The sequence below is a fragment of the Micrococcus terreus genome (genome assembly GCF_900116905.1).
In the GTDB taxonomy this organism is placed as follows: Bacteria; Actinomycetota; Actinomycetes; order Actinomycetales; family Micrococcaceae; genus Citricoccus; species Citricoccus terreus.
The window spans coordinates 1-26,345 of the sequence record NZ_FPCG01000017.1; the positions used below are offsets into that span (position 1 = coordinate 1).

Genomic DNA, 26,345 nt, shown 5'->3' on the forward strand with positions numbered 1-26,345 from the left:
TCCGGGGAGAACTCCTTGGTCGGAATGATTACAGTCATGAACCTGCTCCATCAATCAGGGAACCAACCGGTTCACAACCAGCCTGCCAGGAAGGGTTCCGGGCTGGTGCAGGTGATAACTGACCTCCAGTTGCATGTGGGTGGGGGTTCGGCCGTGCCAGCCGCGGCTGCGCAGACCCTGGCGGACTTTGCGGATGGCTGGCCGCCAGTTGTCCTGGGCATGACGGGCACTGAACCGCAGCTCCAGCCAGTCGTGGGCGGCCAACGCCTCGTGACGGGCGATGTCCCGGGCCACCTGATCCGGGTCGGAGTGATGACGGCCTTCATACTCCAGTGTGGTCCGGAACTCCTCGTACACCAGATCTCCCTGGTGAATGATCCGGCCCTGGGCGTCTCTGATCGGCAGGTTCACCGCAGGTTCCGGCAGCCCCGCATCCACCAGGGCCAGACGCAGCAGTGTCTCACGGGGCGAGTCCGACCCGACGCGCACACGATCCAGGGCCGCTCGGGCGCGGCGGATCCCCGGACGACCCCGGTGGTGGGTGAGCAGAAGCTCCAGATCCTTCGGAGTGGTGAACGGAACCGCATCCCAGTCACCTCCCCACACCGGATGCACCAGCCAGTCGCCCCACACCACGAGTTGGTCCTCCCAGGCGGTGGCCGCCAGGTCCAACCACGTGCGCGCCGGGTTGGTGAGGACCACGCCGTCCCGCTCGACGACCTCCGTGGGCAGCACCTTGCCACGGTGTCCCGTGGTCCCGGGTAGCCCGCGACGTCTGTCTCCGGCAATCGAGGTGAGATGGACGGAATCTGGAGCGGCGACGTCGGGACATCCCCACAGGAACGCCGCGGACTCATGCGAGGCGATGTCCTTCCCCTCCCCCGGCGCCCACTGCAAGGCCCGGAGGAGCGCGGCGTGGACTTCCGCAGGATCGGTGGCGCCAGCAGGTGCGTCGACAGCACGAGTTCGGTAGATCCCCCGGAGCTGCCGATGCCCGGCGGGGCCCGAGAGACGACTCCACCCGACCTGCAACGCCTCGGCCTGCCGTGCGGAGAAGAACAGCGGAGCATCGGGCGGAAGGTTCAAGGTGGGCCGTCTGGACATGCCTCCACCCTCGGTGGCAGTTCGTGGACCCCACCAGCCGGGGCACCACTCCTGGGGATGAAGCCGCCAGGGGCGCGCGCTGTGCAGGAGCCGTCCGCCGGTCCGGTGTCAGCGCGCCCGGCAACGCCCGGTCAGTTATCACTGGCATGGCCCCGCTCAGAGGGTGATGCCAGTGATAACTGACCTCCAGTTGGGAAGGAGGGGCGGGTGGGTCAGACGGTGTAGACGGAGATCGAGCTGCCTTCGATCAGGTCGGACTCGCCGGGGGCCATCCGGGCGCCGATCTGGGCCTCGCTGCCCCGTGCTGTGGACATCTGCAGGATGAACGAGCGCAGCGTCCCGCCCCGGGCGGTGATGCCCTCCAGCAGGTGTTCGGCCCGAGGGAGGCGGAACTGGACGTCCTCGAGCCCGCCGTGGAAGACCACCAGTCCGCAGAACCGGCCACCGGGGGCACCGATCAGCATCTGCAGCAAGCGCTGGCCCGGGTCCGCCCAGTCGTCCTGGGACATGGGCTGGCCCAGGGCGTTGAACCAGTGCAGGAAGCCCCGCTCGCGCGCCGGGTACTCATAGGGCTGCTCAGCCAGGAACTCCTTGCGGATCCGGATCAGGGCACGCGTGGTCTCCAGCATGCGCTCCTGCTCCGGGTTCAGCTCCCAGTCCGTCCAGGAGATCTCGTTGTTCTGGCAGTAGGCGTTGTTGTTCCCGCCCTGGGTGCGGCCCAGTTCATCGCCCGCAGTGAGCATGGGCACCCCGAGGGAGAGCATCAGGGTGGCCATCACGTTGCGTGCGGTCTGACCACGGGCGGCACGGACTGCCGGGTCCTCCGTGGGGCCCTCCACGCCGTGGTTGAACGAGCGGTTGTGGGAGTTCCCGTCCCGGTTGTCCTCCCCGTTGGCCTGGTTGTGCTTCTCGTTGTAGCTGACCAGGTCTCGCAGGGTGAAGCCGTCATGCGCGGTGACCAGATTGACCGAGGCGAGGGCTGAACGGCCGGAGGCGCCGAACAGGGCCGCCGAGCCGGAGAGGCAGTCGGCCAGGCGCGCGGTGGATCCCCCGGTGCCGCCGCGTTCCAGGGCAGCGCGGTCCGCCACCCAGAAGTCGCGCACCACGTCCCGGTAGCGATCGTTCCAGTCCGACCAGCCCGCGGGGAAGTGGCCGGTCTGCCATCCGCCGACACTGACGTCCCACGGTTCGGAGATGAGCTTGACCCCGGCCAGCACCGGATCCGCGTGGGCGGCCACCAGGAAGGGGTGGTGCGGGGTGAAGTGGTGGCTGGAATCCCGGCACAGGGTCACCGCCAGATCGAAGCGGAAGCCGTCCACCTGGTAGTCGGTGACCCAGTGGCGCAGCGAATCCAGGGTCATCTGGACCACCGAGGAGTTGCCGAAGTCCAGGGCGTTGCCGCAGCCGGTGGTGTCCACGTACCGCCCCTGGGCGTCATGACGGTAGTAGTGCTGTTCGCCCAGCTCACGCCAGCAGAAGGACGGACCACCCGGCCCCTCTTCGGCAGTGTGGTTGTAGACCACGTCCAGGATGACCTCGATCCCGGCCTGGTGCAGCAGACGGATCATCCCCTTGACCTCGTCCTGCACGGCCTTCGGCCCGGCGGCCTGGGCGGCGGCGGTGGCATACCCCGGATGTGGGCTGAAGAACCCGACCGTGTTGTACCCCCAGTAGTTCTCCAGACCCAGCCGCTGCAGGTGCTGCTCGTCCGCATGGTGGTGGATGGGCAGCAGCTCCACGGCCGTCACGCCGAGGTCCTGGAGGTAGCGGATCATCACCGGGTGAGCCAGGCCGGCGTAGGTCCCGCGCAGCTCCTCGGGGATCTGCGGGTGCAGCCGGGTCTGCCCGATCACATGGGCCTCGTAGACCACGGTGTCCCGCAGCGGGGTGTGGGGCCGCTCCACCCCGCCCCAGTCGAAGTGGGAGGGCACGCGCACCGACCAGTACTGTCCGTCCCGCTCGCTCACGGCCCGGCTGTACGGGTCCAGGATCGGGCGCAGGCCCGGCTCCGCCTCCGCCTCCTCCCCGGATTCGGCTCCCTCAGCTCTCCCACCCCTCCGCACGAACGCGTAGAGGCAGCCCTCGCCCAGACCGGCCACCGTCCCGTGGTGCACGTGGGAGGTGACGTCCGGCAGGGGCACCCGGGTCAGGTCCTCCGCATGCGGGGCCCGGTCCAGCGGGAAGTCGGGCCCGGTGAAGACCACGTCCAGCCGCTCGCAGCCGGGGGCGTAGACGGCCACATTCACCGCCTCATCGGCAGGCGCTGAGAAGCCGTCAGCGGACAGTCCCCCACTGGCCACCCGGACGCCGGGCACTCCGGCGTGCACGCCGAGGGGGAAGGGACGGGATCGGTGACCGTGACCGCGCACCACGGTCTCGGCCACGGTCCCGGTGGGCTGGGCGACGGTGGAGGTCCAGGCCATCAGCCCTGGTCCGTGGACGTCCCGGTGGCCGCGCCGGAGCCTGCCGCACCGGAGCGCAGCCGCGAGACCTCGTACAGGGTGATGCCCACGGCCATGGAGGCGTTGAGGGACTCCATCTCCGAGGCGATGGGGATGGAGACGATCTGATCGCAGTACTCGCGGGTCAGTCGGGACAGGCCCTTGCCCTCCGAGCCGACCACCACGCACAGCGGTTCGGTGGACAACGCCATGCCGGGCAGCTCCACGTCTCCGCCGCCGTCCAGCCCCACCACGAAGTAGCCCATCTTCTTGAGCTCCTGCAGCGCGGTGTTCAGGTTGCCGGCCTGGGCCACGGGCACGCGGGCGGCGGCACCGGCGGAGGTCTTCCAGGCGGTGGCGGTCACGCCCACGGACCGGCGGGCGGGGACGATCACACCGTCGGCACGGAACGCGGAGGCCGAGCGGATGATGGCACCCAGGTTGCGGGGGTCGGTGATCCCGTCCAGGGCCAGCAGCAGCGGCGGCGCGCTCTGGTACCGCTTCTCCCAGCGCTGCATCCGCTCCCGCGCCAGGTCCACGGCATCGGCGTACTCGTACGGCGGGACCTGCAGCACCAGCCCCTGGTGGTTGGCGTCATCGGTCATCCGGTCCAGCTCCGGCTTGGAGTTCTCCAGCACCGGGATGCCTCGTTCGGCGGCGAGCTTGAGGGACTCGCGCACGCGGTCGTCCATCTCCACGCGCGTGGCCACGTGCAGCGCCTTGGCGGGGATGCCGGCGCGCAGGGCCTCCACCACGGGATTGCGTCCGGCCACGGTCTCGTCCTTGTGCCGCGAACGGGTGTTGCGGGTGGGGCGCTTGGTGGCGGCACGCTCGGAGAGCATCTTGGCCCGGTGCGCCTTGTGGTAGACCCGGTCCTCTGCCTTGGGGGTGGGTCCCTTGCCCTCGAGTGCCTTGCGGCCGTGGCCACCGGTGCCCTTGAGCGGGCCCTTCTTGCCCTTGGGAGAGCCGGAGCGGCGAGGTGCAGACATGATGGGGTGGCCTTTCAACGGGGACGACGACGGCAGGTCGCCACTGCGGATCCGGTCCGGTCCGCCGCGGTTCATTCTACCGACGGGTCACCGGGATCCTCCCGGCACCGGCAGGTGCCGCACCGGTGTGAGCTTCCCGACGACGACCGGCTGGCCGGGGTGCCTCAGGCCAGGGACCAGCGGGCTCCGTCAGCGCCGTCCTCGATCACGATCCCGGCTCCGGCGAGCGCATCACGGATGGCGTCCGCGGCGGCCCAGTCCTTGTCCGCGCGGGCCTGGGCCCGGGCCTCCAGCTGGGAGCGGACCAGCTGGTCCAGCGCGTCTAGCTCGGGAGAGGACTGCTCGGGGCCGTCACCACTGTTCGGCACGGCGTCCAGACCGAGGATCGTGGTCATGGCTCGGACCTGGTCCAGCAACGCCCCCACGGACTCCAGATCTCCAGAGCTCAGTGCCGTGTTGCCGGCGCGCACGGCCTCGTGCAGTGCGGCCAGGGCCTGCGGAACGTTGAGATCGTCCTCCATCGCTGCCCGGAACGCGGCCGGAGCTCGGTCCGCCAAGGTAAGGCCCCGGTCTGCACGATCTGCCGAGCCAGCCGAGGCGCCGGCGAGGCGAGTACCCGAGGGCGTGACGTCGTCGGGACCTGCTGTGGGGGTCTCGGCTCCCAGTGCCTGCTGCGCACGGGTGAGGAAGTTCTCGATCCGCTCCACTGCGGCTTCGGCCTCCTGCAGGGAGGTGGGCCGGTAGTCCAGCTGCGAACGGTAGTGGGCCTGGCCCAGGAAGTAGCGCACGGCCTGGGGGCGGGCCATGGCCAGCATCTCATGCGGGGAGATGGTGTTGCCGATGGACTTGGACATCTTCTCGCCCTCGAAGGTGACCATGCCGTTGTGCAGCCAGAAGTTGGCGAAGCCGTCCCCTGCGGCGGCCGACTGGGCCAGCTCGTTCTCGTGGTGCGGGAAGCGCAGGTCCAGGCCGCCGCCGTGGATGTCGAAGGTCCCACCCAGGTACTTGGTGGACATGGCCGAGCACTCCAGGTGCCAGCCCGGACGGCCACGGCCCCAGGGGGAGGCCCAGGAGGCGGTGTCCGGGTCCCCGGACTTGTGGCCCTTCCACAGAGCGAAGTCGCGGGGATCGCGCTTGCCGCGGGGGTCGGCGTCGGGGGCGTCCTGCATGTCCTCCACCCGCTGGCGGGTCAGCTCGCCGTAACGGGGCCACGAGCGGACATCGAAGTACACGTCGCCGGAGTCGTCGGTGGCCGGGTAGGCGTGTCCGGCGTCGATCAGGCGCTGGATCAGCTCGAACATCTCGGTGATGTGGCCGGTGGCGCGGGGCTCGTAGGTGGGCCGGCGCACGCCGAGGGCGTCGTAGGCACGCGTGAACTCCTGCTCGAAGCGGTAGGCCAGGGCGAACCAGGGCTCGCGCTCGAGGTACACGCCGTCCGCGGTGAAGCCCTCGCCGTAGGAGGCGGCGGACTTCTCCAGGATCTTGTCGTCGATGTCCGTCACATTGCGCACGGAGGTCACGCGCAGGCCGGTGGCCTCAAGCCAGCGGATGAGGATGTCGAAGGCGATGGCCGAGCGGACGTGGCCCACATGGGGCAGCCCCTGCACGGTGGCACCGCAGTAGTAGAGGCTGACCTGCCCCTCGGTCAGGGGGACGAAGTCCCGCACCTGGGCGGACTGGGTGTCATAGAAACGCTGGGCCACGAGGCCCCATCCTACCGAGGGCGGCGGGGCGCCCGGGCGGGGTGCTCAGTCCTGCGTCACGGGGACCACCAGGGCGGTGGCCACCGCGGCGGCGCCCTCACCGCGGCCGGTCAGTCCGAGACCGTCCGTGGTGGTGGCCGAGAGCGAGACCGGGGCGCCCGCGGCGGCGGAGAGCACCTGTTCGGCCTCGGCCCGGCGGGTGCCGATCTTGGGACGGTTGCCGATCATCTGCACGGCGATGTTCCCGATCTCGAACCCGGCCTCCCGCACCAGCCGGGCGGCCTCGGTGAGCAGCGCGGTCCCAGAGGCACCGGCCCACTCCGGGCGGGAGGTGCCGAAGTGCAGCCCCAGGTCCCCGATCCCGGCGGCGGAGAAGATGGCGTCGCAGGCGGCGTGCGCCACCACGTCCGCGTCCGAGTGGCCCACCAGCCCCTGCTCGCCCGGCCAGTGCAGTCCGGCCACCCAGCACTCCCGCTGTTCGGCCTCCGGGGCGAAGGAGTGCACGTCCGTCCCGATCCCTGTGCGGGGCAGGCCACCGCGTGCCGGGTTGGAGGAACTGGAGGAACGGGAGGTGTTGGCGGGCGGCGTGGTCATGCGAGGGTCCGTTCTGTGGCGGCGGCCTGAGGGCAGGGTGGAGAGTCGTCAGATGCACTTCGCGTCTGCAGCAGGGCATCGGCCAGCTGCAGGTCCAGTGCCGTGGTGATCTTGAAGGACTCCACGTCCCCGTCCACCACCGCCACCGTGTGCCCGGCGGCCTCCATGAGCATGGAGTCATCGGTCAGGGCCGCGGCATCGCCCCCGGCCTCCTGGGCCCTGCGGTGCGCCTCGGCGAGCTGGTCCAGGACGAACCCCTGGGGCGTCTGCACGGCACGCAGGGCGGCCCGAGCCGGCGTGTCCACCACCCGCAACGGCACAGGCCCAGCGCCGGGCCAGGGCGCGACGGTCTTGACGGTGTCGGTCACCGGGACAGCAGGCACGACGGCGGCCGCGCCGGCTTCCAGCGCATCGACCACCCGCTGGAAGACGGCAGGCGGGACGAAGGGTCGCGCCGCGTCATGGACGAGCACGTGGGTCACCGGGCGGTCGGACTGCTCGCCGAGGGCGGCACAGGCCGCCAGGCCCGCTCTCACCGAGTCCGAGCGTTCGGCTCCACCGGGCACCGTGAGGACGCGATGACCGGTGCGTTCGGCGATCTGCTCGCACAGCTGCACCAGCGGCTGTGCGACCTCCGGACTGCCGGGCACCACCACCACGGCCCCCGCCAGCCGGCCAGCTCCGCCGCTGTCCCCGCGGTAGGCCTGGAGGCCACCCTGCAGACAGTGCTCCAGGATGGTGCGGCCATCACTCAGCTCCACCCTGGCCTTGGGTCGGCCGGCCCCCAAGCGGGTCCCCGCTCCGGCGGCCACGATCAGCAGCGCACAGCGCGGCGTGGTGCTCAGTGCGGTGCTCACGCCGCCAGGACCTCGTCCAGCAGGCGGCCGGCCTCCTCCTCCGAGGTCTTCCTGGCCAGCGCCAGTTCGGAGACGAGGACGCCGCGCGCCTTGGCCAGCATGCTCTTCTCCCCGGCCGAGAGGTGCTTGTCCTGGCCTCGGCGGGAGAGGTCCCGCACCACTTCGGAGACCCGCAGGACGTCTCCGGAGGCGAGCTTCTCACCGTTGGCCTTGAAACGGCGGGACCAGTTGGTCGGCTCATCGATCTCGTCCTGACGCAGCACGTCGTAGACCCGCTCGAGCCCCTCCGCACTGACGACGTCCCGCATGCCCACCAGCTCCACGTTCTCCGCCGGGACCTCGATGGTCAGATCACCCTGGATGATGGCCAGCCGCAGGTAGGTGCGCTCCTGGCCGCGAACGGTCCTCGTCTTGATCTCATCGATCCTCGCCGCACCGTGATGCGGATAGACCACGGTCTCGCCGACCTTGAAAACCATGTGGAGTTTCCCCTTTCCAGCGGTGAATTTTATCACCTGGAAATGAAAACTCCCAGCCTGGACCGATCTTCTGAGCGGCCGTCGCCGCCGGGGAGCCTCCCCGGTCACACGCCGCTCGCGGGCGGCGCACGCGGGGTCCATGCGGTAGTCTCAAGGCAGTTCTGTGACCGTCGTCCGGCATCTGCCGCACCGTCGCAGTGGACATCGCGCACGCATCTGAGGAGAACCGACCGTGAAGCTCGACGCATCCAAGGTCACCCGCCGCCGTCTGGCCGCTGTGGGACTGGCCACCGCCGCCCTGCTGGGCGCCACCGGTTGCAGCGCCATCAACCCGCAGGCGACCACCATCGAGTACGCCCCCTCTGACGGCATCATCGCCACGGTGGGTGAGGCGGAGGTGCGCAACCTGCTGCTGGTCTCCGGCGAGTCCGAGGCCGAGGGCCGCTACATCGGCTCCGTGGCCAACAGCTCCGAGGAGCCGATCGAGGTCTCGCTGACCGTGAACGGCACCACCACTCGCGTCTCCGTGCCCGGCGGCGAGGTCCTGTCCCTGGAGACCCCAGAGAACGAGCACGTCATCCCCAACACCGGCGTGATCGTGGGCGGCATGGCCGAGGGCACCATCGAGGTGGACGGCCAGAGCGAGGACGTGAAGATCCCCGTCCTGGACGGCACCCTGCCGGAGTACCGCGAGTTCGTCCCCGGCGGCGCTGACGGCTCGGCCACCGAGCACCTGTACCACGAGGAGAACGCGGACGAGGGCGGTCACTGACCCCTCCCCTTCCCCAGTCTCAGATTCACGACGACGGGCCGTCACCTGGCAAGGTGACGGCCCGTCGTCGTCGTGGTCGGAGCCAGACCGCGCGGATCAGGGTTCGAACTTGTAGCCCAGTCCCCGCACCGTGACCAGGTAGCGCGGGCTGGAGGGGTCCGGCTCGATCTTGCTGCGCAGGCGCTTGACGTGCACGTCCAGGGTCTTGGTGTCGCCCACATAGTCCGAGCCCCACACTCGGTCGATCAGCTGACCGCGGGTCATCACCCGGCCGGAGTTGCGCAGCAGCATCTCCAACAGCTCGAACTCCTTGAGCGGCAGGGACACGGCCTCACCATTGACCGAGACCACATGGCGTTCGATGTCCATGCGCACCGGACCGGACTGGACGGTGGCCGAGATCAGCTCCTCCGGCTCACCCTGCCGGCGCAGCACCGCACGGATCCGGGCCACCAGCTCCCGCGCCGAATAGGGCTTGGTGACATAGTCGTCCGCACCGAGCTCGAGGCCGACGACCTTGTCGATCTCCGAGTCCTTGGCGGTGAGCATGATGACCGGGACGTTGGAGCGCTGACGGATCTGGCGGCAGACCTCCGTGCCGGACTGGCCCGGAAGCATCAGGTCCAGCAGGATCAGGTCCGCCCCGCTGCGGTCGAACTGCACGACCGCGTCGAGACCGTCCGCGACGACCTCGACCTCGAAGCCCTCCTTGCCCAGGAGGTAGGACAGCGGATCGCTCAGCGACTCCTCGTCCTCCACGATCAGAATGCGGGTCATGCTGCTCCTCTCCCACGCTCGGCCAGGTGGCCGCCCCGTGGCTCGCTGCGGTCCGGCTCCGAGGAGTCCGGTTCTGCTTCCATCTCCGGCAGACGCACCGTGAAGGTGGATCCACGGCCTGGCTGGGACCAGACGGTCACCTCGCCGCCGTGGTTGGAGATGACGTGCTTGACGATGCTCAGGCCCAGGCCGGTGCCGCCCGTCTGGCGCGAGCGGGCTGCGTCGATCCGGTAGAAGCGCTCGAAGATCCGCTCCTGCTCCTCGGCGGGGATCCCCACACCCTGGTCCGTCACCGAGACCTGGGCCAGCCCGTCCACGCTGCGCAGTCCCACTCCCACCGTGGTGTTGTCCGGGGAGTAGCGCACGGCGTTGTCGATCAGATTGCGCAGGGCGGTCATCAGCTGGTCAGGATCCCCGAAGACCGGGGCGTCCGCCCGCCCGCCGACCTTGATCTCGATCCCCCGAGATTCAGAGGGCAGCCGGGACCGGTCCACGGCCTCGGCCACCACGGTGTTCAGGTCCACCGGCTGGCCGGCCTTGACCGCGTCCTTGCCCTGCAGGCGGGAGAGCTCGATGATGTCCTGCACCAGCGCCGAGAGACGGAGGGACTCGATGCTCAGCCGTTTGGCGAAGCGGCGCACCGACTCCTCGTCATCCGCGGCGTCGTCGATCGCCTCGGCCAGCAGGGAGATGGCCCCCACCGGGGTCTTGAGCTCATGGGAGACGTTGGCCACGAAATCATGGCGGATGGCCTCGGTGCGGCTGATCTCGGTGCGGTCATCGGCCAGCAGCAGGATGTACTCATCCCCCAGCGGGGCCGCCCGCAGGTGCACGGTGAGGGTCCCCTCCCCCACCGGGCCGCGGCTGAGCTCGTAGCTGCGGTCCACGATGATCCCATCCGCGCGGACGCGGGCGGTCAGCTCCAGGACCTCGTCATGCACCAGGTGATGGCCGCGCACCAGGCCGAAGGCATAGGCGGAGGGGTTGGCCCGGACCACGCCGTCCACCGCGTCCACCACGGCGTAGGCCCGCCCGATCACCGAGAGGACCTCGGCGGTTCCCTCCGGAATGGTGGGCTCGGCGACGGTCAGGTGGAGGGCTCGACTGCGTTCGGAGGCGCGGAAGGCCAGCATGGCCAGCACGCCGAGCACCAGGCCGACGAAGCCGCAGACCACGCCGAGCACCACCGGATCAATCACTCGGCCAGACTACCCCGCAGCCGAGAGCCCCCGGGCTGTTGCTGTGGCCCTGACCACTCGTCCATCCAGACGTATCCTGGGTTCAGCATCCGTTCACCTGGACGGTCCAGTGTGGGGGTCTGTACGCCGCCACGGACCCGGTGGCGGCCTCGACGCACGTCGACCACGACTGACCCCACCGCCGGTCACCGGATGCTGACCGATCTGAAAGAGGACTGCCATGCGTGAACTGTTCCAGGCCGATCTGAAGAGCCTCGGAGACCAGCTGAGCGAGATCGCCTCCCTGGTCCGTGCGGCCATTGACCAGGCCCGCACCTCCCTGGAGACCGCCGATGTGGAGCTGGCCGAGCAGGTCATCACCAATGACGCTCGCATCGACTACCTGCAGAACGCCCTGGATGAGAAGGCGATCGAGCTGCTGGCCCTGCAGGGCCCGGTGGCCAGCGATCTCCGCACCGTGGTGGCCGCACTGCGGATGAGCTCCTCGCTGGAGCGGATGGGCGACCTGGCCCGTCACATCGCCCAGCTGGTTCGCCTGCGCTATCCCGAACTGGTCCTGCCCGAGTCCCGGCGCGAGCGCTTCGCCCAGATGGCCGAGGCGGCGGTGCAGGTGGCCACCGAGGTGGAGCAGCTGCTGCTCACCCACGATCTGGACCACGCCTCCCAGGTGGTGAAGATCAACACCCAGATCAACGAGGTCCACGCTGAGAACTTCAAGGCGGTCGCCGCCGAGGACTGGGATGCCTCCGCACCCACCACGGTGGACGTCACCCTGGCCTCCCGATACCTGGAGCGCTTCGCCGACCACGGTGTCTCGGTGGCCCGCAAGGTCACCTACCTGGTGACCGGCGAGTGGGAGCCGCACGTCCAGAGCGCCTGATCCCCACGGCGGATCCCCACCAGCCTCCCACCGAGGCGACCGACGCGAACGGCCTGTCCCCTGCAGAAGGGGACAGGCCGTCGTCGTGAAGAGCCGGTGGGCTCGGGGAGAGCTGTCAGTGCCCCTGGTTGCCGGCGTTGCTGCTGTTGCTGCTGTTGCTGCTGTTGCCCTGGTTCGCCACCGCTGCGGCACCGGCCGCAGCCGCCTCCGGGTCCAGGTAGCGGCCGTAGGCCGTGATCGGCTTCAGGTTCTCGTCCAGCTCGTAGTAGAGCGGGATGCCGGTGGGGATGTTCAGTCCGGCGATGTCCTCGTCCGAGATGCCGTCCAGGTGCTTGACCAGGGCGCGCAACGAGTTGCCGTGGGCGGCGATCAGCACGGTCTTGCCGGCCTTCAGGTCCGGGACGATCTGCTCCTCCCAGTAGGGCAGCAGGCGCTCGATGACGTCCTTGAGGCACTCGGTGCGCGGCATCTCGCGCCCCAGGTCCGCGTAGCGGGGGTCGTCGGCCTGGGACCACTCGGAGGAGTCCTCCAGCTCCGGCGGCGGGGTGTCGAAGGAGCGGCGCCAGACCATGAACTGGTCCTCGCCGAACTCCTCCTTCACCTGGGCCTTGTCCTTGCCCTGCAGCGCACCGTAGTGACGCTCGTTCAGGCGCCAGCTGCGCTTGACTGGGATCCACTGGCGGTCGGCGGACTCCAGTGCCAGGTTGGCGGTGGTGATCGCACGCTTGAGCAGGGAGGTGTGCAGCACGTCCGGCAGCAGATCCTCCGCGGCGAGCAGCTCGCCGCCGCGGGCCGCCTCAGCACGGCCCTTCTCGGTCAGCGGGACGTCCACCCAGCCGGTGAACAGGTTCTTCTCATTCCAGTCGCTCTGACCGTGCCGCAGCAGGACGAGCTTGTACGGGGTCTCAGCCATGCCTCCATCCTAGTCACCGTGGTGGCCGCCACAGGGGGAATGTGCGGGTGTGACAGCAGGGGCCGGGGCCGGACCGGTCCCCTACCCTGGTCAGGTGGTGCGCAAGGCCGAGCAGCTGACCGACCCGACCCGGCAGGGCCGAGGCCGGGGCACCGGCGCGTCTGTGGGTAGGCGGCAGGGCCAGGCTCCGCTGGGCAACATCACGCGCGGGACCACCGCACCGAACCGGATGCGCCGAGTGGACCGTTGGCTGGCCGACGTGCACGGAGCGCTGCTGCGCGGGGCGGAGCGTCCGCTGGCCGTGGATCTCGGCTTCGGATCCGAGCCGGTGACCGCCGTGGAGATGTTCGACCGTCTCCACGCTGTGCGTCCGGGCTGGGAACTGGTGGGACTGGAGATCGACCCCGAACGGGTCCGCCGTGCCCAGCAGGACCCGTCCGCCCAGCGGGAGGGGCTGAGCTGGGCCCAGGGCGGATTCGAGCTGCCCGTGGACCGCGCGCCGGCCCTGGTCCGGGCGTTCAACGTGCTGCGTCAGTACCGCGAGGAGGACGTGCCGGAGATCTGGGCGATGATGCAGGGACGACTGGCCCCGGGTGGCGTGCTGGTGGAGGGCACCTGTTCGGAGACCGGCCGACGCGCCTGCTGGGTGGACCTGACCCCGGACCGGGTGCGCTCCCTGACCCTGGCCGTCCGATTCGGTGAGGTGAAGCTGCCCTCCGAGGTGGCAGAACGGCTGCCCAAGGCGCTGATCCACCACAACGTGCCGGGGACCCCGGTCCACCGATTCCTCGCCGCCCTGGACGCGGCCTGGCTCTCAGCCGCACCGCTGGCGGTCTACGGTCACCGTCAGCGCTGGATCGCCATGTCCCGGCAGGTGCGAGCGGAAGGATGGCCGGTGCTGGGCGGAGTGCGCCAGTGGCGGCGTGGAGAGATCAGCGTGGGATGGGAGGCGGTCCAGCCGGAGGGCTGAGCCTTCAGTATCCGTAGCCGCTGGAGCCGCTGCTGCCGAAGAGCTTGAGCTCGGAACGAGGACCTGCGAGGTACACGCCGGCCACGCAGAGTGCGGCGATCTGGAACAGCCCGAAGCCGCCGCCGCCCAGCGCCAGGGAGCCCCAGACGGTCATCAGTCCGATCAGGGCCGCCAGTCCGGTCAGCAGGAGCCAGAAGGACTTGGGCCGCTGCCCGGCCCGCTCGAACTGCTCTCTGCCCCGCGTGGCGCAGTCGACCAGGGCCCAGATCTCCAGGACGGCACCGACCACACCCAGAGCCAGGTACAGCCAGTGCTCGACGGTCAGCGCCATGATGAAGGGATGCATGGGGCCAGCCTATCGGTCCCGTTCCCCACCGCCCATGACGGCACGCAGTGCCTGTTCCAGGTCAGCCCACAGGTCCTCGACGTGCTCGATCCCCACGCTGAGACGGATCAGTCCGGACGGCACCGTGGACGGCTCGGCGGCGAAGCGTCGGCGCCGCTCGGCCAGGGACTCGACTCCACCGAGCGAGGTGGCGGGGACCCAGAGCCGCAGCCCCTGGATCACTCGGTCGGCCGCCTCCGCTCCCCCCTCCACCTCGAGGGTGAGGACGGACCCGAACCCGCGCTCCATCTGACGTGCGGCCAGCTCGTGCTGGGGGTGGCTGCTCAGTCCGGGGTAGCGGACCTGGGCCACGGGCAGGCTTCGGTCCTGCGCCGCGGTCTCGGCACGGCGGGCCAGTTCGGCGGCGGTGGCCTGCGAGCGCTCGATCCGCAGGGCCAGCGTGCGCATCCCGCGCAGCGCCAGGAAGGACTCCATGGGCCCGGCGATCCCCCCGTGCAGGCTGCGGTGGGCGAGCAGCCTGGCGTGCAGACCGGGGTCCGAGGTCAGTGCCGCTCCCAGCACCACATCCGAGTGGCCGGCCAGGTACTTGGTCACCGAGTGGACCACGACGTCGGCCCCCAGGGTGAGCGGGCGCTGCACCAGAGGCGTGGCGAAGGTGTTGTCCACGACCACGATCGCACCGGCGGCGTGGGCCGCCTCGATCAGGGCCGGCAGGTCGGCGATCTCGAGCATCGGGTTGGTGGGCGACTCCAGCCACAGCAGGGCCACCTCCGCCTGTGCGCCAGGGGCATGGAGGGCCTGCACGACGGCAGCGGTGTCGGCGATGTCCACGGTCTCCACACTGATCCGCCCCTCGGCCTGCATCTGATGGGCCAGCGAGCCCAGGCCCTGGTAGGCGTGCTGGGGCAGCAGCACACGCCCACCAGCCGGGGCCAGGTGCAGGGCCGCGGCCAGTGCGGCCATGCCCGAGCCGAAGATCAGCCCGGGGGTGGCCTCCGGGTCCTCGACCGACTCCAGCTCGGCCAACAGGCGTTCCGGGCCGTCCCAGGTGGGATTGGACATCCGCCCGTAGATCCGCCGTGGACCTGCTGTGTCCGGATCCCAGCCGACGAAGGTGGAGCTGAAGTGCACCGGCTCGTTGACCGGCGCGTCAGGCTCGTGGGCGGGGCGGGCTGCGCTGACCAGAAGGGTCTCAGGATGCATGCGCACAGCGTAGTTCCACGCTGCCGGGACCGTCCGGACGGGGCACGATGTGACGGCCTGTGGGCAGCGCCCCTGCCGTCTCTGCGCCGACCGTTAGGCTGGTCCGGTGACTGTCTCCCCCACCCTGACCGCCCCTGCGGCGCAGACCGATCCGACCGGCCTGTTCATCGCTTTCGAGGGTGGCGACGGGTCCGGCAAGTCCACTCAGGCCCGCCTGCTGGCCGAACGCCTCAGGGACGAGGGGACCCCGGTGCTGCTGACACGTGAACCCGGCGGGACGGCGTTGGCTGAACGCATCCGTTCTCTGGTGCTGGACCCCGAGCATGCCCCCGTGGACTCCGTCACCGAGGCACTGCTCTTCGCCGCCGCCCGTTCCAGCCACGTCCGTCAGGCGATCCTGCCGGCCCTGGCTGAGGGCACCGTGGTCATCACCGATCGCTACATCGACTCCTCCGTGGCCTACCAGGGCAGCGGACGGAGCCTGGGCGCCGAGCAGATCGGAGCCCTCAACGCCTGGGCCACGGACGGCCTGACACCCCATCTGACGGTGCTGCTGGACGTGGACGGTCCTACCGCGTCAGCACGGCGTGAGGCACGCCTGGGCGCCCAGCAGGGAGCTGTGGCAGACCGGTTGGAGTCCGAGCCGGACTCGTTCCACGAGGTCATCCGCCAGGCATTTCTGGACCGTGCCGCACAGACCGGTGAGCAGACCGTGGTGCTGAACGCGGACCAGGACCCGGAGCTGCTGGCCGAGCAGATCCTCAACCGTGTCCGCCCTCTGCTGCAGGATCAGCCCATGGAGAAGGAGACCACCCGGTGACCGCCGCCGCCTGGCAGGACCTGGTGGGTCAGGACGCCGCCGTGCAACAGCTCTCCCGCGCCGCGGCCGAGGACCGTCCCACCCACGCCTGGCTGTTCACCGGGCCGCCCGGGTCAGGCCGCTCGACCGCCGCCCGCGCCTTCGCCCAGGCACTGCAGTGCGAGGTGGAGGACCCCACGGCGCGGGGCTGCGGGCAGTGCCATGCCTGTCTGACGGTCGAGGCCGGGACCCACGCGGATGTGAAGGTCCTGGCCACCGAGAACGTGAACTACAAGATCGACGAGATCCGTGAGCTCGTCGCCACCGCCCAGGACCACCCCTCCAGCGGACGGTGGCGGATCTTCATCATGGAGGACGCCGATCGGATGACCGAGCGGGCCACCAATGTGCTGCTCAAGGCGATCGAGGAGCCGCCGCCGCGGACCCTGTGGATGCTGTGCGCGCCCTCCCCCGCTGATGTGCTGATCACCATCCGCTCGCGCTGCCGGCCGGTCACTCTGCGCATCCCCTCCGTGGAGGCGGTCACCGACCTGCTCGTGGAGCGCGATGGCCTCTCCCCAGATCTGGCCGCATTCGCCGCCCGGGCCGCCCAGAGTCATGTGGGCATGGCTCGGCGTCTGGCCCGGGACTCCGGTGCCCGCGAGCGCCGCGAGTCCGTGGTGCGCATCCCGCTGAGCGTCCAGGCGACCTCCGATGCCATGGCCCTGGCCAAGGAGCTCGTGGAGGTGACCCAGCAGGAGGCCGCCGCCTCGGCCGAGGAGCGCAACGCCGCCGAACTGGAGTCGCTGCGCCGATCCTTGGGGCTGCAGGACGGGGAGAACGTGCCCACCAAGCTGCGCCACCACGTCAAGCGCCTCGAGGAGCAGCAGACTGCCCGCAACCGCCGCTCCGTGCACGATGCCCTGGACCGGGCCATGATCGACCTGACCGGGCTGTTCCGGGACGTGCTGGCCCTGCAGCTGGGCACCGGGGCCGAGCTGGTCAACGAGCATCTGCGCACCGAACTGACCGCCTACGCCTCCTCCTGTGCACCGGAGCGGACCATGGCCCGGATCGACGCCGTGGCCACGGCACGGCACCGACTGACCGGGAACGTGCCGGCGCTGCTGGCCCTGGAGGCGATGACCACCCACTTCCTGCCCGAGCGGATCCTGCACCGCAGACCAGCCTGACCCACACGACCACCCAGCACGTCCGCACCCGCACGCGCCCCACACACTCAGCTCCACACGTCTTGCCCCGGAAGGACCGCTTCGTGCCTCACCCCCTCCCCACCGCACCGAGCCGCCGTCGCCCCCTGCGCTGGACCGCGCTGGCGGCGCTGGCCGCTCTGGGGCTCAGCGCCTGCACCGGCCCGGCCGAGCCGGGGTCCGCCTCACCCTCCGGACCACAGGCCACCGGAAACGGACCGAGTCAGGCCAGTGAGCCGCCGTCGGGAGATCCTTCCGCAGAGCCGAGCGCGGCGGCCTCCGCCCAGACCCTGAAGACCCTGCAGGCGTTCCAGGACCAGAAGCTGGACTGGGAGGAGTGCGAGGGCTCCCATGAGTGCGCCACCCTGCAGGCGCCCCTGGACTACGAGGACCCGGAGTCGGGCCAGATCGAGCTGGCCCTGGTGCGCACCGCCGGTGCCGGCGAGGGCGCTCAGCACCTGCTGCTCAACCCCGGCGGCCCGGGCGCGTCCGGCGTGGACATGGTCACCCAGAGCCTGGACTTCGTGGTCTCCCAGGACGTGCAGCAGGCCTACTCGGTGGTCGGCTTCGACCCGCGCGGGGTGTCCCGTTCCGCCCCGGTGACCTGCCTCAGCGACGCCGAGATGGACCAGGCCCGCCAGGAGCACGTGGACCCCTCCACCGACGAGGGACTCGAGCAGCTGCGCGAGGATGCCGCCGAGTTCGCCGCCGCCTGCCAGGAGAACACCGGCGAGGTCCTGGGACATGTGGACACCGAGACCTCGGCCCAGGACATGGAGCTGATGCGTCTGGTCCTGGGGGATGCCAAGCTCAACTTCCTGGGCTTCTCCTATGGCACCTCCCTGGGCGCCTCCTACGCCGAGCAGTTCCCGCAGACCGTGGGACGGTTCGTGCTGGACGGTGCCATGGATCCCTCGCTGAGCGACCACGAGGTCACCGTGGGCCAGGCTCAGGCCTTCGAGAAGGCGTTGCACTCCTGGGCGAGCTGGTGCCTGGAGCAGAGCAGCTGCCCGCTCAGCGGGACCGCGGAGAACGGCGTGGCCCAGCTGCAGCGGCTGATCGCGCAGGTCGAGGAGAACCCCATGGAGGCCGCTGACGGGCGGATCGTCCCGGTCTCCACCTTCGTCTCCGGGCTGATCACCCCGCTGTACGGCAACGAGAACTGGCCGACCCTGAACCTGGCCGTCGGCCAGGCGATGGAGGGCTCCGTGGACACCATGCTGATGCTGGCTGACCTCAACGCGGGCCGTGACCCCGACGGCACCTACTCCTCCAACATCAACTCCGCCTTCACCGCCATCAACTGCCTGGACGGCTCCGCGCCGGCGGACACCGCCACGCTGCGCGCCCAGGCGGCCGAGTTGGAGGAGGCCTCCCCCACCCTGGGACGGTTCCTGGCCTACGGCGCCGTGAGCTGCGAGGCCTGGCCCGCTGAGCCCGCCTCGGAGCCGGCACCTGTCACGGCCGCCGGCGCGGATCCCATCCTGGTGATCGGCACGCGCGGAGACCCGGCCACCCCCTATGAGTGGGCCCCGGCACTGGCCGATCAGCTGGAGTCCGGCGTGCTGGTCACCTGGAACGGTGAGGGGCACACCGCCTACGGTCGCGCCGGCGAGTGCATCGGCAGCACCGTGGACGCCTACCTGGTCGAAGGGACCGTCCCGGAGGACGGCCTGGTCTGCGACTGAGCTACGGGCGGGGACTGACCAGCGCGGGCACATCCTGGATGGAGGGCACGACGGCGGCCGCCCCCGCAGATTCCAGGGTCACCTGATCATGGTGTCCGGTGAGCACCCCCACGGTCAGTCCTGCGCCTGAACGCTGGCCGGCCCGGATGTCGCTGACGGTGTCCCCCACCACCATGACCGAGCGGACATCGTCCAGGTCCAGGGCCAGCAGCGCGGTCAGCACCATGTCCGGGTAGGGAGCACCGCGTCCGGCGTCCGAGGGGCACAGGCTCAGGTCCGCCAGAGACATCCAGTCCAGCGACTCCAAGATCATGTTCTGGGTGTGCCGGGCGAACCCGGTGGTCAGGCAGATCTGCAGCCCGGCCTCCCGCAGCGACTCCACGGCCTCGGCGGCACCCGGGACGGGACGGACTCCGCGGTCGGAGAGCAGACGGTCGTACTCCTGCTCGAAGATCTGATTCGCCCGGACCGCCGCGGCGTGGTCCTCGGCGAAGAGGGCCCGGAACACCTCGTGGCGGGAGGTCCCCCGCATCTCATGGAAGTAGCCCAGCATCACCTGGAACCGTGAGCTCCCCGGCACCACCCCCTGGGCGGTGACCGCCACCGCGAAGGCCTCGTCCTGCAGTCCGCCCTCGTCCACCGTGGTCCCGGACATGTCCAGCACGGCCAGCCGCAGCGGTCGGCGCGCGGACGGTCCCCGAGCGGTGATCGGGTCGGCGGCCAAGGTCACGGCGAGCTCCTGGAGTGGGGTGCGGCTGACACCCCGGCACGTGGCGCCGAGGTGTCCCCCACTGTCTCAGCACTGCGCCGCGCCCGACTGTCCTGCGGTTGGCCGCCTGATGACCGGACGATGAACAGCCGTGACTTTGCCGCCCCGCCGGGCGTGCCGCTAGGATGGTCAGCCGTGGCCCGTGCACGTTCACGCGCCGAGCCCACGCCTCCTTAGCTCAGCTGGCCAGAGCAGCTCCCTCGTAAAGAGCAGGTCGCCGGTTCGAATCCGGCAGGGGGCTCCACGTGCCCCGTCTGACAATGACCGTTCACCGGTTGTCGTCAGGCGGGGTTCACTGTCTCCGGACGCCCGTCAGCGGCGGAACTCCTCATCGCCAGGACGCCGCCGCTTCAGCCTCGGCCACGGCCTCCACCACCTTCTCAGCGCGGCGGCCGACCGAGTCCAGGCTGCCCTGACCGAGCTGGTAGAACGCCGCCGCCTGGGCTGCGGTGGCCAGGTCGTTGGCCGCACGGGAGAGGATCCGGTGCACCTCGGCGGCACCCCCCGGGACCTGCAGCCCCTGTTCGGGGAAGCGCTCCCGCGCCTCCACGCAGAGCGACCTGACGCGGGGCAGCAGATCGGCCAGCACGTTGCCGGCGTTCACCAGCCCGTTGTGGTCCTCCGCGGGCAGCTCGGCGGACGGCTCCTGGATGACCTGCCAGTACCGGTCGAGCGAGCGGGCGAACCGGTCGTGGCTGCGACGCCACAGTTCGGTGCCCAGCTCCAGCTCGTCCCTCTTGGCCTGACGGCGGCGTGCGAACGGTCCCAGGATCATCTCTTCAGTCTTCCATCTGCCGCATCCCCGATCCTCCTGCGGGCACTCACGGGACCAGCAGGACCTTCCCCGTCCGCTCCGAAGTCTCCAGGTGTTCATGCGCCGCAGCGGCCTCCGCCAACGTGAAGGTCCGGTCCACCTGGGGGCGAATGGCCCCGGAGGCCACCAGCGGCCACACCCGGTCCACCACCTGACGCATGATCTCGGCCTTCTGCCGCACCGACTGCGAGCGCAGCGTGGAACCGGTCACCCAGGCGCCCTTACCCATCAGCAGCCCGATCGGCAGCTCCCCCTTCTGACCGCCCTGCAGCCCGATCACCACCAGCCGTCCGCCCTGCGCCAGCGCCTTGGCGTTCTGGGCCAGGTAGGACCCGCCCATCACATCCAGGATCACGTCGGCACCGTGTCCCCCGGTGACTTCCTTGACCCGCGCCACGAAGTCCTCCTCCCGGTGGTCGAACGCCTCCACGGCCCCCAGGGTGCGGGACAGCTCCACCTTCGCCGCGCCTCCCGCGGTGGCCAGGGGCTTGGTCCCGACGGCGGCCAGCAGCTGGAGCGCGAAACTTCCGATCCCTCCGGTCCCGCCATGCACGAGGACCCAGTCGCCCTCCTGCACTTCGGCGCGGATCATCAGGTTGGACCAGCAGGTGGCCGCCACCTCGGGCAGTGCGGCGGCGTCCTCCACGGACACACCGTCCGGCACCGGTGCCAGCTGGCCAGCAGGGACCGTGACGTACTCGGCGTAGCCGCCGCCGGCGAGCAGCGCGCACACCGGTGCGCCGAAGTCCCATCCGTCCACACCGGCTCCGATCTCCTCCACGGTGCCGGAGACCTCCAGCCCGGGAATGACCGAGGCGCCTTCCGGCGGCGGGTAGTGGCCCTGGCGCTGCAGCACATCCGCGCGGTTGAGTCCCGCCGCTGCCACCTTGACCAGCACCTCCCCTGGCCCCGGTGTGGGGATGGGACGCTCGACGATCTGGATCACCTCGGGGCCTCCGGCCCCTGCATACTCCACACAGCGCATGGTGGGCCGAGCGCCGTGGTGCGTGGCGTCGTCGGGAAGGTGGTGGTCCTGCTGGTGGCTCATCTGGTCCTGTCCGTTCGGTAGATTCCCCACCATGCTCTCCCGCCGCACCCGTCCGAGGCCAGCCTCCCGCCGATCCTGGCGGCGCCGCCTGGTGGACAATGACGACTGGCGGACAATGCTGGCCACCGCCATCGCCTTCGTCCTCTCCATCCCCCTCGGTTGGGGAATGCTGACGCTGTTCCCGTGGCTGCGGGCCATGGCGGAGGCCGACAACCGGCTGAGCTACACCGTGGTGCTGATCGGCCTGTTCTGGGTGCTCTTCGGCGTGATCTACATGGCCGTCACCCTGATCCGCTTCCTGCGGGCGGATTCCCGCAGCCTGTACAGGGACCTGCGCACCGTGTCTCGGGGCCGGAACGAGCGCACCATCGACGGGATCTTCTCGGCGGGGTCCACCATGTCCTGGACCACCCAGCTCTCTCTGACGGCACTGCTCGTGGTGGTGCTGCTGATGCTGGATCCGAGCGCGCGCGGACACCTGGAGGTGCGGATCCTCTGCGTGATGGTGGTGGTCACTTCCTGGGGGCTGCTGGTGATCTCCCAGGGCCTCGCCTACGCCCGGGCCCACGCCAGCACCTCCCGGACCGGCATACGGTTCTGCGGCACACCGGACCCCGAGTTCTCTGACTTCCTCACCCTGGCCGTGTGCATTTCGGCCATGTTCGGTCCAGCCGACGCCCAGCTTTCCGGGCGCCCGGTCCGCCGGCTGCTGAGGAATCACATCCTGGTCAGCTTCGCCTTCAACTCCATGGTGGTGGCCACCCTGGCGACCCTGCTGCTCGTCACGGACTGACGAGCACAGCTTCCGACTCCTCTACACTGGACAGCCGAGGATGGTTGTCCGAGCGGCCGAAGGAGCTGGTCTTGAAAACCAGTGTGCGGTAACCCCGTGCCAAGGGTTCGAATCCCTTACCATCCGCGTGAATAAAGGGAAGCGGCCCCGCTGAGCGGGGCCGCTTCCCTCGTCTCAGGGTCCGATTAGGCCCCATTTGTGGCCGAACTGTGGCCGTCGGCGCGAGACGCCGCCCGCGGGATCATGCCCGCGCGCTGCTCCGCGGCGGCCTCCCCGACCCCCGGCAGCAGGTGTCCGTACGTGTCCACGGTGAGCTTTATCGTGGAGTGGCGCAGCACCTTGGACACCACGGCCACGTCCACGCCGGCAGCGATCATCAGGGACGCCGTGCCATGCCTGAGATCGTGCAGCCGGACGCGTCTGAGCGGCCGCTGTGCGCCTTGCGGCTTCTCCGGGTCCACAGGGACGGTCACGCCCTCCTGAAGCTCCAGGAACCGCGCCGTGAGCCAGCTGGGTCGGATCGGCGTGCCGTCCTCCCGTGCGAACACCAGCCCGTGGTCCTGATACGCGTCCCCCCAGACCTCCCGCTCCTCGCCCTGCAAGAGTTGCTGGGACAGCAGCACGGACACCGTTCCGGCGTCTAAGTGCACCACGGCAGCGCTGTCGTCCGTCTTCGGCGCCGTGATCCCGATCCCCGGGTGCGCCTCCCCGCAGTACTGACAGTCAGCCTCGGTCGCCTGAAGGTTCATCTGGACGACCTGCTGACGGATGACGACGCGGCGGCGCACCAGGTCGACGTCATCCCAGCGCAGTCCCAGCGCCTCGCCCCGCCGCAGCCCGAGGTAGGCGACGACGTGGAACAGCGCAGTTAGCCGGTCCCCGGCCACCGCGTCCAGGAACGCCCCGGTCTCTGCCGGCGTCCAGGGCTCGACCCGCTTGCGCGCCTCCCGGGGCATGTCCAGGTCCCGAGCCGGATTCCACGACAGCAACCGTTCCTTCACGGCAGCTGCCAACGCCGTGCGTAGCGTGGCTCGCACCCGGTGCACCGTGGCCGCGCTACGGCCCTCAGCGACGACCTGCAACATGGCGTAGATGTGCTCCGGCCGCAGGTCGCGCAGCTTCAGACGGCCGAGCTCCGGCCGGATGTGCAGCTCGATGTGCGACCGGTACGTGTCCACCGTCGTCGGTTTCAACCCCGGCGTCTTGCGCACCAGCCAGCGATCCAGATATTCCCCCACGGTCTGCCGCTGGTCATCCGTCCACGTGCCGGAGCCCACTGCGGCCATGGCGCCAGAGAGCGCCGCCTCGGCGTCCTCCCGCGTGGCAAAGCCCCCCTTGGACGGCCGTCGCCGCTTCCCCGTCACCGGATCCGGGCCGGCGTCCAACCTGTACGACCAGGTGCCGTGACGCCGCTTGCACGCCAGCGGTCGCCCGTCCCGCCCCCGAGGCAACTCCTCCGGCTGACACGGGCACCGCTTCCACACGTGCCCCTTCATGACCTCCTCCAATGAACCATCAGATCCTGACTTTCGTCTCTGACGTCGTCCTTGCCGGAGTGACCGAACGTCACGTGAGGAAACGCCTTCTCCAGGTCAATGACTCCGTCCTGATCCACTGAGCCACCGTGACCAACACCGAAGACGAGGTGCACACCGATACCCAACTCAACCTCGGCCTCAGCGCCTGACCCCCACGAAGGATCAGACCGTTACACCACAACAAGGGACTTGACCCGGGAGCGGAGACCTCCACTGGGCATTTGATGAACCCCGCCATGTAGCGGTCAAGGTCACAACCTACTCTCCCGACACGTCCAGCCCGGCGAACCGGCGGGCATCGTTCCGCATAGTTTCCAACACCGCGAAGTTGCTCAGGACGATCTCTGGCTCATAGGTGGCGGTCGGCTTCAACTCCCGCATGCGCAAGATCATCTCCTGATCCGACAGACTCTCCAACCAAGCTGCGGTCTGCTCAGCAGTCGGCGCGTCTTCCATCTGGCTGAGCGTCTCGACCATGTCTCGACGCGCCGCTGCTGCCCCGAGGCGGTCGTTGTGCACCTGCGCCGCCGAATGGGTTGCCACCTGCGCCAGGGCACGACGCTCGTCCTCGTGACCGACGTTAATTTCGTATCGAGCGGGCAGCGCCGGCAACGGCGGTTCGACACCAGTGATCAACCGCGGCACCGCCTGCGTGCGGACCCAGGTGGAGAGCTCATCGAGCTCCTTCATCAGTACCGGCCAGCGGTCCGTGCCCGGGCGGTTGATCCCGATCGTCGGGAAGAGACCTACCGGGATCTGCACACCTCGCGGGGTCTCTGTGATGACATCACCCACCTGTAGCGGCGTCTCCGGGCGGCGCTCAAAGTCAGCCATGGATGGCGGTGTTCTGTCTCCGCGGTGGATACCGGCGAGGCCGACGGCCATGACGGCCGGAGCACGGTGCTTCGAATGGTTCGTGTGCAGCGCCAGCAACGCCAGCGGGTGGTTTTGCGGATCCTTGGTCCGGTGGAAGGGCTGCAGCCCGTCGATGCGCTTGAGTAGGTCGCTTCCTCGCTGCAATGATGGCGGCCCGTTCTTCGCGCGGCCCTTCACCCACTCTGTGAAGGAGCCGTATGTCTCCCGAGCCGGCATCTCCACGAGCCTCGCAGCCTTCTCACCGAGCACCCCGTCGCGGTATTCGATCTCGGCGAAAAGGGTGTGCTCGATCGCGTTCCGCAGCGCCACCAGGGCATCAGCGACAAGGAGGGGCACCTTGCGCGGGACCGGGGCCATGCTGGTGACGACCATCTGGCTATGGGTCACCATCGGCACCTCACGCAGCCCGATGATCCCTCCGGTCTGCGTCTGGTATTTGAAGAGGGTGTCGGCCGCCTCGGCGATCACTTCATCGGCATGGGCCAGCGTGGCGGCAACTCCTAGATGATGATCGGGCAGCCACGGGTGACTCGAAGTCGTCATGACAAGAACTTAAGCAATCGGTGTGACAACTCAACCCTCACCTCATCCGTTCGGTGAGCTGGTCGAAGAACTCGGCGCGCATCCTGATGGCCCGGATCGACCCGGGAGCCGTCGCCAAGATCACCGACCTGCTGGCCCGGCATGAGGGCAACATCCTTAGGCTGGGTCAGTTCACCACTGGCATCGATGACGGCACCCTCAAGGTAGACCGCCGATACAGCGCCCCATAACGGAATACCCCACCCTGCCATGATGGCGAGGCAGAGGTCCTTCTCGTACCGGCGACCTCGCCCTATGGCTTGAGGTCGATCATGTGACGGCACACGGTGCACTGAGCGTTCGTGTCCTCCCGGAGCATTTCCTGACCGTTCTGCTCGATCACATTGACGAAGATCTTATGACGTGTCTTCTCGCTGCATTCGCCATCACAGGGCCTGTTCTCAAATCGGTACTTATCAAACTGAGTCATGCTCAAATGATGGCACGAGTGGCGGGTCTGAGCTCCTCGGGATTGAACGTGCGCCGATAACGGCGCATACGTTCATCGCCACTCCGGATGCAGGCGGTGGGAGGGGCAAGCAGGGCCGCGGTTTGTTGCTCTTCTTGCGGCCGGTGATTTACTGGGGCCATGAAGGCAACTGAGGCGTCACTGCTCCAATTTCTCAAGAAATCACCGCAGTTCGTCATCCCGATTTACCAGCGCCCCTTCCTGGCAGGCTGGTTGTGAACCGGTTGGTTCCCTGATTGATGGAGCAGGTTCATGACTGTAATCATTCCGACCAAGGAGTTCTCCCCGGAGCAGCGGCGCCGGTTGGTGCTGGAGTATCTGGAGCGTCCTCATGGGACGAAGAGAGCGTTTTTGAAGGAGCAGGACATCTGCTTCGAGCAGTTGCGAAGATGGCAGGCGGCGTTGGCCGATGGTGACCTGGACAGGGGTCTGGTGCCTCGAAAGACTGGGGTGATGACCAGACGAGATGCCACGGAGATCCGCCGGCTTCAGGCCGAGGTTGATCGACTCAATGATCAGCTGGCTGCTGAG

25 protein-coding genes, 2 tRNA genes and 2 pseudogenes are annotated in these 26,345 nt (G+C 69.3%); 11 read left to right on the forward strand and 18 right to left on the reverse strand.

Annotated features, from left to right (window positions below; genetic code table 11):
• Nucleotides 1-54: 54 nt before the first annotated feature.
• The 7 genes from BM355_RS14250 to BM355_RS13455 form a co-directional block, all read right to left on the reverse strand.
• Nucleotides 55-1,104 (reverse strand): hypothetical protein, encoded by a 1,050-nt coding sequence (locus tag BM355_RS14250; RefSeq protein WP_143109528.1) that lies wholly within the window; start codon nucleotides 1,102-1,104, stop codon nucleotides 55-57.
• 212 nt (nucleotides 1,105-1,316) lie between these two features.
• Nucleotides 1,317-3,527: a glycogen debranching protein GlgX gene (glgX, locus tag BM355_RS13430; RefSeq protein WP_091699550.1), complete on the reverse strand. Its 2,211-nt coding sequence runs from the start codon at nucleotides 3,525-3,527 to the stop codon at nucleotides 1,317-1,319.
• On the reverse strand, nucleotides 3,527-4,534 hold the full coding sequence (gene rlmB, locus BM355_RS13435; protein WP_091699585.1) for a 23S rRNA (guanosine(2251)-2'-O)-methyltransferase RlmB: 1,008 nt from the start codon (nucleotides 4,532-4,534) through the stop codon (nucleotides 3,527-3,529). The genes glgX and rlmB overlap by 1 nt, the downstream gene beginning before the upstream one ends.
• 164 nt (nucleotides 4,535-4,698) lie before the next feature.
• The gene (gene cysS / locus BM355_RS13440) at nucleotides 4,699-6,237 is read right to left on the reverse strand and encodes a cysteine--tRNA ligase (protein ID WP_091699553.1); all 1,539 of its coding nucleotides are present in this window, start codon (nucleotides 6,235-6,237) and stop codon (nucleotides 4,699-4,701) included.
• A gap of 45 nt (nucleotides 6,238-6,282) precedes the next feature.
• Complete coding sequence (ispF, locus tag BM355_RS13445) at nucleotides 6,283-6,831, reverse strand: 2-C-methyl-D-erythritol 2,4-cyclodiphosphate synthase (protein ID WP_091699555.1); 549 nt, start codon at nucleotides 6,829-6,831, stop codon at nucleotides 6,283-6,285.
• On the reverse strand, nucleotides 6,828-7,688 hold the full coding sequence (locus BM355_RS13450; protein WP_091699557.1) for a 2-C-methyl-D-erythritol 4-phosphate cytidylyltransferase: 861 nt from the start codon (nucleotides 7,686-7,688) through the stop codon (nucleotides 6,828-6,830). The genes ispF and BM355_RS13450 overlap by 4 nt, the downstream gene beginning before the upstream one ends.
• A complete protein-coding gene (locus tag BM355_RS13455) occupies nucleotides 7,685-8,167 on the reverse strand; it encodes a CarD family transcriptional regulator (protein WP_091699560.1) in 483 nt (160 codons plus the stop codon). The genes BM355_RS13450 and BM355_RS13455 overlap by 4 nt, the downstream gene beginning before the upstream one ends.
• 232 nt (nucleotides 8,168-8,399) lie before the next feature.
• On the opposite strand from BM355_RS13455, the gene BM355_RS13460 reads away from it, so the two are divergent.
• A complete protein-coding gene (locus tag BM355_RS13460; RefSeq protein ID WP_091699563.1) occupies nucleotides 8,400-8,939 on the forward strand; it encodes a hypothetical protein in 540 nt (179 codons plus the stop codon).
• A gap of 96 nt (nucleotides 8,940-9,035) precedes the next feature.
• On the opposite strand, the gene BM355_RS13465 is transcribed toward BM355_RS13460, so the two are convergent.
• Both BM355_RS13465 and BM355_RS13470 read right to left on the reverse strand, forming a co-directional pair.
• Nucleotides 9,036-9,716, reverse strand: coding sequence for a response regulator transcription factor (locus BM355_RS13465; RefSeq protein WP_091699565.1), 681 nt, complete (start codon nucleotides 9,714-9,716; stop codon nucleotides 9,036-9,038).
• Nucleotides 9,713-10,912: a sensor histidine kinase gene (locus BM355_RS13470; RefSeq protein ID WP_091699588.1), complete on the reverse strand. Its 1,200-nt coding sequence runs from the start codon at nucleotides 10,910-10,912 to the stop codon at nucleotides 9,713-9,715. The genes BM355_RS13465 and BM355_RS13470 overlap by 4 nt, the downstream gene beginning before the upstream one ends.
• Before the next feature lie 223 nt (nucleotides 10,913-11,135).
• Between BM355_RS13470 and phoU the strand changes: the two genes are divergently transcribed.
• Entirely contained in the window at nucleotides 11,136-11,795 is a 660-nt protein-coding gene (gene phoU / locus BM355_RS13475; RefSeq protein ID WP_091699567.1) for a phosphate signaling complex protein PhoU, read from the forward strand.
• 115 nt (nucleotides 11,796-11,910) lie between these two features.
• Here phoU and BM355_RS13480 read toward each other — a convergent pair whose 3' ends face one another.
• On the reverse strand, nucleotides 11,911-12,708 hold the full coding sequence (locus BM355_RS13480; RefSeq protein ID WP_091699569.1) for a phosphoglyceromutase: 798 nt from the start codon (nucleotides 12,706-12,708) through the stop codon (nucleotides 11,911-11,913).
• Between the two features lie 94 nt (nucleotides 12,709-12,802).
• On the opposite strand from BM355_RS13480, the gene BM355_RS13485 reads away from it, so the two are divergent.
• On the forward strand, nucleotides 12,803-13,678 hold the full coding sequence (locus tag BM355_RS13485) for a class I SAM-dependent methyltransferase (protein ID WP_425435640.1): 876 nt from the start codon (nucleotides 12,803-12,805) through the stop codon (nucleotides 13,676-13,678).
• 4 nt (nucleotides 13,679-13,682) lie between these two features.
• Here the strand turns inward: BM355_RS13485 and BM355_RS13490 are convergent, their stop codons facing one another.
• Nucleotides 13,683-14,024 carry a DUF2516 family protein gene (locus tag BM355_RS13490; RefSeq protein WP_091699571.1) on the reverse strand — a complete coding sequence of 114 codons (342 nt, stop codon included), beginning with the start codon at nucleotides 14,022-14,024 and terminating at the stop codon, nucleotides 13,683-13,685.
• A 9-nt stretch (nucleotides 14,025-14,033) separates the two neighbouring features.
• On the reverse strand, nucleotides 14,034-15,227 hold the full coding sequence (locus BM355_RS13495) for a trans-sulfuration enzyme family protein (RefSeq protein WP_091699595.1): 1,194 nt from the start codon (nucleotides 15,225-15,227) through the stop codon (nucleotides 14,034-14,036).
• Between the two features lie 106 nt (nucleotides 15,228-15,333).
• Here BM355_RS13495 and tmk point away from each other — a divergent pair, with 106 nt between their 5' ends.
• From tmk to BM355_RS13510, 3 genes are all read left to right on the forward strand, one after another.
• On the forward strand, nucleotides 15,334-16,047 hold the full coding sequence (gene tmk / locus BM355_RS13500) for a dTMP kinase (RefSeq protein ID WP_245760831.1): 714 nt from the start codon (nucleotides 15,334-15,336) through the stop codon (nucleotides 16,045-16,047).
• Nucleotides 16,044-17,219: a DNA polymerase III subunit delta' gene (locus BM355_RS13505; protein WP_091699574.1), complete on the forward strand. Its 1,176-nt coding sequence runs from the start codon at nucleotides 16,044-16,046 to the stop codon at nucleotides 17,217-17,219. Before tmk ends, BM355_RS13505 begins: the two co-directional genes overlap by 4 nt.
• An 83-nt stretch (nucleotides 17,220-17,302) precedes the next feature.
• Nucleotides 17,303-18,925, forward strand: a complete 1,623-nt coding sequence (locus tag BM355_RS13510) for an alpha/beta hydrolase (protein WP_245760832.1) — start codon at nucleotides 17,303-17,305, stop codon at nucleotides 18,923-18,925.
• A 1-nt stretch (nucleotide 18,926) separates the two neighbouring features.
• Here the strand turns inward: BM355_RS13510 and BM355_RS13515 are convergent, their stop codons facing one another.
• Nucleotides 18,927-19,649 carry an HAD family hydrolase gene (locus tag BM355_RS13515; protein WP_425435641.1) on the reverse strand — a complete coding sequence of 241 codons (723 nt, stop codon included), beginning with the start codon at nucleotides 19,647-19,649 and terminating at the stop codon, nucleotides 18,927-18,929.
• Nucleotides 19,650-19,861: 212 nt separating this feature from the next.
• On the opposite strand from BM355_RS13515, the gene BM355_RS13520 reads away from it, so the two are divergent.
• Nucleotides 19,862-19,938 (forward strand) — tRNA-Thr (locus BM355_RS13520).
• A gap of 84 nt (nucleotides 19,939-20,022) precedes the next feature.
• Here BM355_RS13520 and BM355_RS13525 read toward each other — a convergent pair.
• Both BM355_RS13525 and BM355_RS13530 read right to left on the reverse strand, forming a co-directional pair.
• Nucleotides 20,023-20,469 (reverse strand): hypothetical protein, encoded by a 447-nt coding sequence (locus tag BM355_RS13525; protein WP_177227971.1) that lies wholly within the window; start codon nucleotides 20,467-20,469, stop codon nucleotides 20,023-20,025.
• 46 nt (nucleotides 20,470-20,515) lie between these two features.
• Nucleotides 20,516-21,556 (reverse strand): NAD(P)H-quinone oxidoreductase, encoded by a 1,041-nt coding sequence (locus BM355_RS13530; RefSeq protein WP_342715319.1) that lies wholly within the window; start codon nucleotides 21,554-21,556, stop codon nucleotides 20,516-20,518.
• A 31-nt stretch (nucleotides 21,557-21,587) separates the two neighbouring features.
• Between BM355_RS13530 and BM355_RS13535 the strand changes: the two genes are divergently transcribed.
• Both BM355_RS13535 and BM355_RS13540 read left to right on the forward strand, forming a co-directional pair.
• A complete protein-coding gene (locus BM355_RS13535) occupies nucleotides 21,588-22,349 on the forward strand; it encodes a DUF1345 domain-containing protein (protein ID WP_177227972.1) in 762 nt (253 codons plus the stop codon).
• Between the two features lie 38 nt (nucleotides 22,350-22,387).
• Nucleotides 22,388-22,475, forward strand: a tRNA-Ser gene (locus BM355_RS13540).
• Between the two features lie 59 nt (nucleotides 22,476-22,534).
• Here BM355_RS13540 and BM355_RS13545 read toward each other — a convergent pair.
• The 3 genes and pseudogenes from BM355_RS13545 to BM355_RS13550 form a co-directional block, all read right to left on the reverse strand.
• A complete protein-coding gene (locus BM355_RS13545) occupies nucleotides 22,535-23,635 on the reverse strand; it encodes a tyrosine-type recombinase/integrase (protein ID WP_245760833.1) in 1,101 nt (366 codons plus the stop codon).
• Nucleotides 23,636-23,692: 57 nt separating this feature from the next.
• Nucleotides 23,693-23,845: pseudogene (locus tag BM355_RS14980) on the reverse strand (hypothetical protein); the annotation flags it as partial.
• Between the two features lie 300 nt (nucleotides 23,846-24,145).
• On the reverse strand, nucleotides 24,146-25,306 hold the full coding sequence (locus BM355_RS13550) for a hypothetical protein (protein ID WP_091699580.1): 1,161 nt from the start codon (nucleotides 25,304-25,306) through the stop codon (nucleotides 24,146-24,148).
• 53 nt (nucleotides 25,307-25,359) lie between these two features.
• Here BM355_RS13550 and BM355_RS14410 point away from each other — a divergent pair, with 53 nt between their 5' ends.
• Nucleotides 25,360-25,536: an ACT domain-containing protein gene (locus tag BM355_RS14410; protein WP_177227973.1), complete on the forward strand. Its 177-nt coding sequence runs from the start codon at nucleotides 25,360-25,362 to the stop codon at nucleotides 25,534-25,536.
• A 530-nt stretch (nucleotides 25,537-26,066) separates the two neighbouring features.
• Nucleotides 26,067-26,345 (forward strand): annotated as a pseudogene (locus BM355_RS13555) (hypothetical protein); the annotation flags it as partial.